The organism is Streptomyces sp. GC420 (assembly GCF_009916105.1).
Taxonomy (GTDB): Bacteria; Actinomycetota; Actinomycetes; order Streptomycetales; family Streptomycetaceae; genus Streptomyces.
In genome coordinates, this window is record NZ_JAAAXQ010000296.1 from 1 (window position 1) to 10697 (window position 10697).

Sequence of the window (10697 nt, forward strand, 5' to 3'; positions counted from 1 at the left end):
GTCCTGCCCCCCGGACCGGTCGGCCCCGGAACGGCGGCCGCCCGCCCCGTCGGCCCCAGAGGGCTGTACGACCACTCAGGCGCCGCCCGGCTGCGCAGGCACGCCCATGTCCCGTTCCAGAAGGTCGGCCCGTCCCGCATCCCCGACTTCCACCTCCCGTTCGAGACCACCCACAGCCCGCACCTGGACGCCGCGCGGCGCGGCCTGAGTGGCTGGGCGGCCGAGGTCGGCATCACGCGGGAGGGGATCTGGGACGAGAGCGACCTGATCGCGTACGACCTGCCGCTGTGCGCGGCCGGCATCCGTCCCGAGGCGACACCGGAGGAGCTCGACACCTCCTCCATGTGGCTGACCTGGGGCACGTACGCCGACGACTACTTCCCGGCAGTCTTCGGCCACCGCCGCGACCTGGCCGCGGCGAAGCTCCAGCACGAGCGGTTCCGGCTGTTCATGCCGATCGAGTTCGGCGGGGCCGACAGGGCCGACGAGTCCGCGGGAGGCGCCGGAAGGGCCACAACCGCATGGTCCGGCGGGTTCACCCCGTTCGCCGGGCCCGCCGTGGGCACGGCGGAGGTCCCGGCCGTTCCCGCGAACGCGATGGAGCGCGCCCTCGCCGACGTCTGGCTGCGCACCGCGGCGCCGATGACCGACGAGGCGCGGCGCGAACTGCGCACGGCCGTCGAGGAGATGACCGCCTCCTGGCTGTGGGAGCTGCACAACCAGGCGCAGCACCGTGTTCCGGATCCGGTGGACTACATCGAGATGCGGCGGCACACCTTCGGCTCCCACCTGACGATGTTGCTGGCCCGGCTCGGGCAGGGGCGGCGGATCCGCCCGGAGGTCCACCGCAGCGCCCCACTGCAGAACCTGGAGCACGCCGCCGCCGACTTCGCGGCCCTGCTGAACGACGTCTTCTCGTACCAGAAGGAGATCGAGTACGAGGGGGAGGTGCACAACTGCCTGCTGGTCGTGCAGAACTTCTTCAACTGCGACTATCCGACGGCGCTCGCCATGGTCAACGACCTGATGACCGCGCGGATGAGGCAGTTCGAGCATGTCGTCGCCCATGAGCTGCCCGTCCTGTACGAGGACCACGCGCTGCCGGCGGACGAGCGGGCGGCGATCGAGGGGTATGTGCGCGAGCTCCAGCACTGGATGGCGGCCATCCGCATCTGGCACCGGGACTGCCACCGCTACGGCGCCGAGGACCTGCGGCACCGGATCCGTCCCCGCCCGCCTGCCCGCGTACCCGGTGCGGCCCGCGGCCTGGCCGGCACCTCCGGCACTCCCGGCACCCCGGGCACTCCCGGCGTCCCCGGCCGGTACGGCACCGGGCTTCCGTCCGGGGTCGGCATGGCGGCGGCGTGCATCCCCCTGCCGGGCCTGTCCTCGTAGCCGGCTCCTCCGGCAGACACCCGGCGGACGGCTGCCGCCGTCCGCCGGGCCTTGGCACACTGGGGGCATGACGGAGCGCAAACCGCCCGGAGTCGGATTCGAGTCCTGGGTCGACAGGCAGATCCGTGAGGCCGAGGGACGCGGCGACTTCTCGTCCCTGCCCGGCTTCGGCAAGCCCCTGCCCGACGATCTTGCCGCGCCGTACGACGAGCTGTGGTGGATCAGACGCAAGATGGCCGCGGAGAAGCTCTCCTGTCTGCCGCCGTCCCTCGCCCTGCGCAAGGAGGCCGAGGACGCCCTCGAAGCGGCCTCCCGGGCCCCTTCCGAGCGGGCGGTCCGCCGGATCCTTTCCGACATCAACGAGAAGATCGCCGCCGCTCTCCGCCGACCGCCGCAGGGCCCGCCCCTCAATCTGCGGCCGTACGACGTCGAGCAGGCCGTCCGGCAGTGGCAGGAACGTCACGGCCGACCCCCGCGACGGACCACCTGACGCCCGCGCCCGGCCCGAGCACCGCACCGCACCGCCCCGGAGCCCGGCGTCCCGGCTCGGCCGCGCCGCCATCCGCGCCGCCATCTGCGCCGCCATCCGCCCGGGTCGGCCCGCAGTCGGTCCGGCCCGCAGCGCGGCCGGTCCCGGTCCGTGTGCGGTCACCGGTCCCAGGATGTGTCCCTTCCCGGTGGGTGCGTCACCGGACGCCGGCCTTTCGGGCCGGTCACCCCGGCGTGGCCGGACGGCCGCTGGTCTTCGCGGGCGCACCGCGCCTCCCACACCGCGCCTCCCGCACCGTGTTCCCCGCACCTATCTCCCGGCACCGTGCGGTTGCGGGGGAATTTCCCGGGGCCTGAATGTATACGTCAGGCGGGAATTCGAATTATCGAAATATTTTCATACGAGCGCTGTTCGGTGCGCCGTGATCACCTCTTGGCGCTCGCCTGAAAGGTTGACTCAGGCGCCTTACGTCTTGTCCTCGCTATCACCCCGATGGGTTACTGCATATGTCCGCATAGGCGGCGCGCATATCCCCATCCGCACGAGAAAGCCCCTGCCCGGGTGAGAAAACGGTACCCGGAGCAGGGATGTGTTCCACGACGGCCCCGCAGGCCGCGGAAACGGGTGCAGACCGTGACCGCGCCTCGTGCGAGGCCGCCGACTCACCACCTGACCAGTGGACACGAGAGCCGACTCGCACCCGCCAGGGAGGAATGGGGGTACGAACGCCTCAAAACACTGCTCGGCAATGTACCGCATTCCGGGCGGGGAGGAATCTGTCATGCCCATCAGTCCGACTCAGGGATCCAGCGGTGGCGGCACACTCGTCACCATCACCGGCACCAACCTCACAGGCACCACCGGGGTGCACTTCGGGACCCGGGCCGCCACCAGCGTCACGGTCGTCTCACCCACCCAGGTCACCGCGGTCTCCCCCTCCGGCAACGGGGCGGTCGGCGTCACGGTGACCACGCCGGGAGGGACGAGCGGTCCGGTGCCCTTCTACTACGTGGGAGCGCCGTTCAAGCAGACGCTGAGCCCGTCCGCGGGATCGACGGCCGGCGGTGACACGATCACCATCAGCGGCATCGGCCTGACCAGCGCCACGAGCGTCGCATTCGGTGCCAACTCGGTGGTGCCGACGGTGGTGTCCGACAGCCAGATCACGGCTGTCGCCCCGGCCGGCGCGGCCGGTTCGGTGGGTGTCACCATCACCACCGCCGGCGGCACCCACAACGGGCTCTCGTACACCTACGTCCCCGTTCCGACGGTGACGGCGGTCGCGCCCGACGAGGGCTCGACGTCGGGCGGCACGGCCGTGACCGTGACCGGCACCGGCCTCACCAACACCACCTCGGTCACCTTCGGAGGCAACCCGGCGCCGTTCACGGTGATCTCCGACACCGCGGTGTCGGCCGTCACGCCGCCCGGGGCCGCCGGCGCGGTCGACGTCACCGTGACCAATGACGCGGGCAGCGACACCGCGGTGGGCGCGTTCACCTACATCACCCCGCCCGGCGTCTGACGGGTCCGACCCGGAGCGGGCACGTCGGCCGCGTAGCGCGCCGCGCCCGCTCCTCGAGGGCCCCCGGCCCGGTACACCCCGCCGGCCGGGGGCCACCTTCAGCCGACACCCAACGGAGTCGCCATGAAAGACAGCGCCCACGAGACGGAGGCGGAGCGTTCGATCGGCATCGCCGCCGCGCCCGTGCTCAGCTCCGTGGTGCCCAACTCGGGCCCCGCGGCGGGCAACAACACCGTCACCCTGAACGGCAGCGGTTTCTCCGGCATCACCGGGGTCAGTTTCGGCTCCGCCGCGGCCCTCGGCTACACGCCCGTCTCCGCGACCCGGATCACCGCCGTGGCGCCGCCGGGAACGGGCGCCGTCGGAGTCACCGTCAAGACGCTGGGAGGGACAAGCAACCCGGTCACCTACACCTACGTCGCGGCTCCGACGCTCACCGCCCTGTCGCCCACTCAGGGCCCGGCCTCCGGCGGTACGACCGTCACGCTCACCGGCACCGGCTTCACGGGAGTCACGGGCGTCTCCTTCGGCGGCACAGCGGCCACCGGTTTCGCCGTCAACTCGGCCACGAGTATCACCGCCGTCGCCCCCGCGGGGCTGGGCGCGGTGCCCGTCACGGTCACCAACGTGAGCGGCACCAGCGGCCCCGTGTACTTCTTTTACGTCACCGCGCCGACGATCGCCGTCGTCTCGCCGGATCAGGGCCCCGCGACCGGTGGTACGGCCGTCACCCTCACCGGCGCCGACCTCACCGGAACCACCGCGGTGTCCTTCGGCGGCACGCCGGCCGCGAGCTACACGGTCGACTCGCCGACCCGGATCACCGCTGTCGCCCCGCCGGGAACGGGCTCCGTCGCCCTCACCGTCACCACCGTCGGCGGCACCAGCAACTCCGCCGTCTACACCTATGTCGCGGCCCCGGTTCTCAGCGCCGTCTCCCCCGCCGAGGGGCCGGCCGACGCCGGGGCCGCCGTCACCCTCACCGGCGCCCGTCTGACCACCACGACCGCCGTGCGCTTCGGCTCCACGCCCGCCGCCTTCACCGTGCTGTCCGACACCACCGTGGTCGCCGTCGCCCCGGCGGGTGCCGCGGGCCCGGTCCCCGTCACGGTCACCACCGCCGGCGGCACCAGCGCCCCCCGTACATACACCCGTGTGCCGCGCCCCGCGATCTAGACGCCCGTGACCGCCACGTCCGTTCGGGCGTGCCTGTAACCCGAGCGGGTTGACCGTGCCGAAATAGACCGGGATTTCGGTAATTCGCGTCTTAGGGTGAAATCGCCCATTCGATTCAGGGATTCCCGCACACGGCGATCAAGGAGCCGAATCAGTGAGACGTCCGAAGGAATGGAAATCCTGGACCATGGCCGTTCTCGCGGCGCTGGTCGCGGTCCTGGTCTCCGCCCCGCCGGCAGCGGCCCAGTTCTCCCAGTCGCAGACGACGGTGGTGGCGTCGCCTTCCTCGGCGACCGTCGGGCAGACGGTCCTGCTGACGGTGAACGTGACGTGCGCCCAGGATCCCAGCCGTGACTGGGGCGTGGTGATCGGAGACGGAACCGAGATCCTGGTGGACGGACTGCCCATCGGACCCGACGGCACGGTGCAGTACCAGACCGCCTTCGCCACCCCTGGCGCGCACCTCATCACGGCCGTCTACAACGGGAATGACGCCTGCGGGTCTTCGTTCGACGAGACCGTGGTCAACGTGTCCGAGGCGCCGACGCCGCCCGGGCAGACGCCGACGCTGCCCTGTCTGCTCGCCTGCGGCGCGCTGATCAGCTTCAACACCGGCGACATCCACAACGAGATCGACCTCGGCTGAGCGGGCCGCCCAAGCGGCTCCGCCGCTTGGGCGCGGCCGGCCGCGACGGACCTTCAGACGGCCCCGCTCGGCGGGCGTCCCGCCCGGGGCGTGCCCGGAATCCGCAGGCGTCGCCCCGGCCGGGCCCGTACCCGCACCAGCCTTGACGTCCTCGAACACCACGGTCGCCGTGTCCACGTCGGACGTCCGTACGGTGACGGCCGGCCGCCAGTCCCCGGCAGGCGTCAGCCGCACAGTGCCGCTCCAGCGTCCCGGGCCCGGCGGGCGCAAGGCCGGCCGACAGCGGGCCCGGGCCCAGTGCGGGCAGTGGCCAGGACGCCGTGATCTCCCGCGGCCGTGCCGGCGCGCCGGAGCGGTCGGTCAGGCGTAGCTTTACCGCGGCACCGCCGTCGGACCGCCGGACGATCCGGGCCGACGCGGTGCCGCGGCCGTCCCGGCCACGGCGGCGAGCGCGCAGAGCAGCGCGCACATTACCCGGAGCCGGGTGGGCGGTACCCGGAGCCGGGTGGGCGGCGCGGAGGTGTCCGCCGGCCGGACCGGGAGTGCCGGCACCGGAGCGGCGGTCGGCCTTCGCACCGGAGGAGCCGCCGGCCTTCCGACCGGAGGTGCGGTCGGCCTGCGCTTCCGCCCCGCCGGGAGTTCACCATCCGGCGAGACCGGAGTTCCGGCCGGAACGCCGCCGTGTCACGGCGAGCGTTGCCGGCAGGCCCGCACGGCGGACGGCCGCGAGACCCGCGCCGCCCAGCAGCCGGGCCGTCCCGTCCTGTGCGTCCCCCGAGGTGGACACCGGCCGCTCCTCCCGGCCGTCCGCCGTGCGGGCAGCGGCCTCCGCGGCACCGCCCTCCGTCCCTGTGGGCTTCTTCGCGGCGGTGACCGGGTCGCCGGAGGCCGAGGCGGCCGGAGCGGCGGCCTCGTCCACGGCGGGGGTCAGCGTCAGGACGGGCGCGGGGTGCTCCGGCTCTGCTCCGTCCTTGCCGGGCACCTCGATCCAGCGGACGACCTGGCCGGTGCCACAGGTCTGGAGTGCCTTGAAGACCATCCGGTCGCCGTCCTCGGGCAGCGGGCCGACGGAGACGTCGAACTCGTGGAACTCGCGGGGTGGATCTCTCCGCCGGTCCAGATGATCCGCGAGACGGCCTTGTCGGTCTTCTTCCCACCGTGGGCCAGCGGCTGCGCCAGGTTCCGCTTCTCCGTCCTGACGGTCCATCCGGGAACCGGGCGGACGGAGAGGGAGGCGACCGGCTGGTCGGCCGGCAGGACGACCTCGATCCTCGTGGTGGCGGCGTCGGGACGCTCGGTGGGGACCCGGAAGGTGAGCCTGGCCCAGCTCCCGGCCTCGGCGCTCTCGGGACGGACGCCGACGTGAGCGGCGGCCGGGCCGGCCGCCGTCAGCGGGACGATGCCCGCCGATACGGCGCTGATGGTTCCGCGGACGGGGTACGGCGCATCGGGTCGCTCCTCCCGAGTCCTCTGAGCCGCGCATCGGCGACCCGGAGACGGTGACGCCTCCTGACGGCGAGCAGGAGCAGCCGAACCCGCAGGCGTCCCGGCTCGAACGCGGCGGCGAAGTGACCCCCGCGTGAAGTGCTCCTGGCGTCCGGCGACCGAGGCATGGTCACGGTACGGAACTCGCGGTGGCGCTGGAACGGAACGGGCCCCGGGGCGAGTACGACCGGCACGGGCCGAATCCGGAGGAGCAGGGGTGCGACCGCCGCCGTTTCACGGACCGTCAGGCGGCGGCCGCAGGCGCGGAGCCCGTGGCTCCCCGGCCACTGGGCTCCGCGCTCTCACCAACCCCCCTGCCGCCAGACGCCGTTCGCGGACACCCGGTGACACCGGCGGTCACCCGTGCGGGGACCGCCGCGCGCCGGGTACCCCACCGGCGACGGGTAAACCACCCGGACGGCGCCCGCCCGTGACGCCGGTGGGACGGACTTCTCCGGCGGCGGCTCGGCGGCCGCGGCCGGGCCGGTGGACGCGGGTTCCTGCCTACCTCTCCGGCGTCCGGGAGGGACGCGGCGTGGGCGTGTCGCGGTCGCGGGCGGGGCGCAGCACATATCCGGTGTAGCGGTAGTCGGCGCCGTGGCGCTCGCGCAGGGCGATCTCCGCGCGGGTCGCGTCCACGGCCGCGGCCATGTCCGGATCGGTGGTGTCGGCCGCGGCGACGCGGGCGGCGAGCGGGTCGTAGTACTCGTCGAACCAGTCGGAGTCCGGCAACGGGTGCACGGCCACGACCTCGTACCCCGCGTCACGGGCCGCGGCGATGTTCTGCTCGCCGGTCCGCAGCGCGTAGTGCTCGTCCCAGAACGCCCGAGCCTCGGGCGAGGGCGTGCCGGTGGACCACTCGCACTCGGTGACGCACAGGGCGCCACCGGGCGCGATCAGCCTGCGCCACTGGCGCAGAGCGTTGTCGAAGCCGATCGAGTAGGCCGACGACTCGGCCCAGACGAGGTGGAAGGAACCGTCCTGGTAGGGCAGATCGCCCATGGAGCGGTGGACGGTCTCGACCCGGTCGGACAGCCGGCGGCGTTCCGCCTCGGCGGTCAGTTCGTCGAGGAACGGCTGGTGCAGGTCGACGGCTGTGACGTGGCCGCCCGTCTCGGCGGCCAGCAGCAGCGCGGACCGGCCGGGGCCGCAGCCCAGGTCGAGGATGCGGGGGCGGGGCGGCAGCGGGCCTGCCGATGCCAGGAGACGGCGGGTGGTGGCGTCGGAGCCCGGTCCCTGCCGGGGCAGGCCGTGGTGAAGGGTGAAGAAGGCGTCGCTCATCGCGAGATGGAGTCCTTGTCCGTGAGGTCAAGGGGTCCGGCCCGACCGGTGAAGCGGATGACCGCGCGGATCGCTACGGCGTCAGGCGGGGACCCCGGGGCAGAGGATGGCGTGTGCGCCGCGCATGGCAATGGCGGCGGCCGGCATGACGGCCATCAACTCGCCTCCTCGACGTGTCTCACGGACCGATCCCTCGGCCGTGTCCCTCGTGCGGGACCCGTTGCAGGTCCCCGGCGGGAAACTTAGCAGCCCGCAGGGCTGGGCGGAACCGGATTACGGCGTGACCGGTCCGCACCGGTCACGCCGCTCGGCTCCGGAGTCCCGCGGCTCCGGTGTCATACGGCCCCGACGTCGAAAGACTCCAGCCACGCGGACGGTTGGCGGTGTCCCCGGTGTCCCCGGATTCCCGTTCCGGCGGAGGGAGCTCCCGTCGGCCGGGTCGTGGCGGCCGGGTGCAATGCGGTGGCTCCCCTCCGCGGGACCCCGGCGGAGGGGAGCCACCGCACACCCCGTTGTCAGTCCTGCTCGCTGGGGAGCTCCGAGGGCGTCTTGCCCTCCAGCACCTGCTTCAGCCGTTCGGTGCCGAGTTTCGCGGCCTGCTCGGTGGTGTCGCCGACGGCGCCGTCGAGACCGCCGTGGGTGAAGGTGATGCCGTTGGGCCCCATGAGGACGGCCACGGCGTCCAGGGTGAGGGTGGCGTCCTCGCCGTCCACCTTCGTCTTCAGGGTCATACGCATCCCGGTGTGGTTCTCGTCGACGCCCGGCAGAGTGATCTCGGTGACCTGGACGGTCGCGTCCGTCTTGTCGGGGCCGACCTTCGCGGTGAACTGGTCGCAGGTCTGCGGGATCTTCTTCAGCCAGGCCATCTGCTTCTCCACCTGGGCCTGGTCCTCGTAGGTGGCGACCTCGTACTCCAGGTCGGCGTTGTTGTCGCTGTTGTGGAAGCTCCGGTCGGCCTCGACCGAAGTCTTGTCGCCGAGGATGTTGTCGTCGTTCAGCCGGTTGAGGAACTTCTGGCAGTCCTCGCCCTGGGCGGTGCCCTTCAGCAGGTCGTCGTGGTCGGGTTCCTTCTCCGTCTGCTCCCAGGGGGCACCGAGGTCGGAGGCGCCGATCAGCGCTGTTTCCGCCTGCGCCTCGGTCAGCGCCGAGGGCGAAGGCGACGGGGAACGGGTGGACGTGGGCGAGGCCGTGGGGGAGCCGGTGGGGCTCTGGGCCACCTTGGACGCGGAGGCCCTGGCCGTGGACACGGAGGCTTCGTCGTCTTCCGAGCACGCCGCTGTCGCGAGTAGCGCGGTGCCGGCCAGAGCGGCTGCCAGGCCTCGGGAAACGCGGGCGGCTGCGTACTTTGTCACGGGTGTCTCCTCGCTCGGGCGGGGGATTGCCCTCCCAACCCATCACCGGGCACCGGCGCCCACCACCGAGCAGGTCCGTCCGGGTGAATTCCGCGCGCTCCGCGAATGCCACCGCGGAGCGTTCGCCGTCGCCCCGGCCCGCCGTCGCCCCGGCCCGCCGTCGCGCACTCGCCGTCGGCGTTCACCGTGCCGGGCCGCCTCCGTGCCGGTCACTCCGGTCACTCGCCGTCGGGCTTTCCGCCCAGCAGGTTCTCCGCCAGGCGGCCGACACGGCCCCACCGGGCGTCGTGGCGGGCGGCGCGCTCGACGGCCCCGCGGGCCTTCCGCGAGCCCTCGGGATAGCGGCGCCGGGCCCATGGCGAGCCGGGCCGCGCCAAACGCACCGCGGCCACCCAGGCGACCGGCGGGAGGACGACACCCAGCACCCCGGGCGGCACCTTGCCCTTGGCGAAGGCCACCACGCAGAAGAGGAAGTTCACCGCGATCGTGGCCGCCACCATGGTGCGTCCCGCGTGTTCCTCGGGGCCCACGTCCTCGACCCCGAAGGGCACGGCGCCGAGCAGCACCATGCCGACGACGGCCGCCGTGAGCACCACCGCCTCGACCGAGACGCGGCCCTGCTCGCTCCAGTAGACGTCGTGCAGGTGCAGAACGAGGGCGAACTCGTCCATCACCAGGCCGGTTCCCGTGCCGAAGACCGCCGCCGAGAGGGCCTCGGCCCAACCCTGCCCGGAGACCGTCGCCATCCCGAAGCCGCCGACCGTGGCCAGCACGATGCCGGGCACCACGTGGTGGACGTGCGTCGCCCCGGCGCTGACGTCGTGGAACGGGCCCCGGCCCGCCCGGATCAGCCGGGTGATGACGCGCGCGACGAAGAAGGCCGCCAGGAAGGCGGCCAGGGCGAGCAGCAGCGGCAGTTTGCCGGGCTCGGTGATGTTCCGGTGCCACCAGTCCTCCACCCCGTCATGGTGTCCCGCCGCAGTGGCTCCCGCCTTCCGGACCGCTGCCCCGGTGCCCCCGCCGCGCGGTGTCCGCGCCGCATGAGCGCCGCGCAGGGCGCCCTCATGCGGCGGGGGACGAAGCACCCGGACGGGCGATCCGGACACCCGCCGGGGGACCGGCGGGGTGCTCGAAACGGCAGGTGCCGGCTCTCCGGACGCCGTCGACTTCGGCGATCGCGCACCTCGTCCGCCGGACGAAGGGTCGGGACCGCGCTCAGCCTGACGGGCGCGTTCGCGCCCGCGGCTGCCGCTGCCCGACAGCCTGGGGGTCCGGCCGTGCGCCTGAGCGGGTATCGGCCGTCGGCCGAAGGACGGACGGCACTGGCAGGTCTGGGGGCTGTCTCTT

The 10697-nt window shown here is 73.1% G+C and carries 6 protein-coding genes and 3 pseudogenes; 5 read left to right on the forward strand and 4 right to left on the reverse strand.

The genetic code is table 11. The features are described from left to right. The 5 genes and pseudogenes from GUY61_RS28300 to GUY61_RS28320 all read left to right on the forward strand — a co-directional run. Nucleotides 1-1395: pseudogene (locus GUY61_RS28300) on the forward strand (hypothetical protein); the annotation flags it as partial. 67 nt (nt 1396-1462) lie between these two features. Beyond that, a complete protein-coding gene (locus GUY61_RS28305) occupies nt 1463-1885 on the forward strand; it encodes a DUF1992 domain-containing protein (RefSeq protein ID WP_166633096.1) in 423 nt (140 codons plus the stop codon). Nucleotides 1886-2666: 781 nt separating this feature from the next. Further along, a complete protein-coding gene (locus GUY61_RS28310; RefSeq protein WP_166633097.1) occupies nt 2667-3410 on the forward strand; it encodes an IPT/TIG domain-containing protein in 744 nt (247 codons plus the stop codon). 123 nt (nt 3411-3533) lie between these two features. Beyond that, nucleotides 3534-4586 carry an IPT/TIG domain-containing protein gene (locus GUY61_RS28315; protein ID WP_166633098.1) on the forward strand — a complete coding sequence of 351 codons (1053 nt, stop codon included), beginning with the start codon at nt 3534-3536 and terminating at the stop codon, nt 4584-4586. 154 nt (nt 4587-4740) lie between these two features. After that, entirely contained in the window at nt 4741-5232 is a 492-nt protein-coding gene (locus GUY61_RS28320) for an Ig-like domain-containing protein (RefSeq protein WP_208106558.1), read from the forward strand. 640 nt (nt 5233-5872) lie between these two features. Here the strand turns inward: GUY61_RS28320 and GUY61_RS28325 are convergent. From GUY61_RS28325 to GUY61_RS28340, 4 genes and pseudogenes are all read right to left on the reverse strand, one after another. Beyond that, nucleotides 5873-6654: pseudogene (locus tag GUY61_RS28325) on the reverse strand (YcnI family protein). 609 nt (nt 6655-7263) lie between these two features. Beyond that, nucleotides 7264-7998 (reverse strand): annotated as a pseudogene (locus GUY61_RS28330) (SAM-dependent methyltransferase); the annotation flags it as partial. A 515-nt stretch (nt 7999-8513) separates the two neighbouring features. After that, the gene (locus GUY61_RS28335) at nt 8514-9350 is read right to left on the reverse strand and encodes a hypothetical protein (RefSeq protein ID WP_166633100.1); all 837 of its coding nucleotides are present in this window, start codon (nt 9348-9350) and stop codon (nt 8514-8516) included. Nucleotides 9351-9568: 218 nt separating this feature from the next. Continuing rightward, the gene (locus GUY61_RS28340) at nt 9569-10309 is read right to left on the reverse strand and encodes a hypothetical protein (protein WP_166633101.1); all 741 of its coding nucleotides are present in this window, start codon (nt 10307-10309) and stop codon (nt 9569-9571) included. Nucleotides 10310-10697: the final 388 nt, after the last annotated feature.

Excerpts from the sequence above, each read along its gene's own strand:
- GUY61_RS28305 (WP_166633096.1), top strand. The coding sequence starts at position 1,463 with ATGACGGAGCGCAAACCGCCCGGAGTCGGATTCGAGTCCTGGGTCGAC.
- GUY61_RS28310 (WP_166633097.1), top strand. The coding sequence starts at position 2,667 with ATGCCCATCAGTCCGACTCAGGGATCCAGCGGTGGCGGCACACTCGTC.
- GUY61_RS28315 (WP_166633098.1), top strand. The coding sequence starts at position 3,534 with ATGAAAGACAGCGCCCACGAGACGGAGGCGGAGCGTTCGATCGGCATC.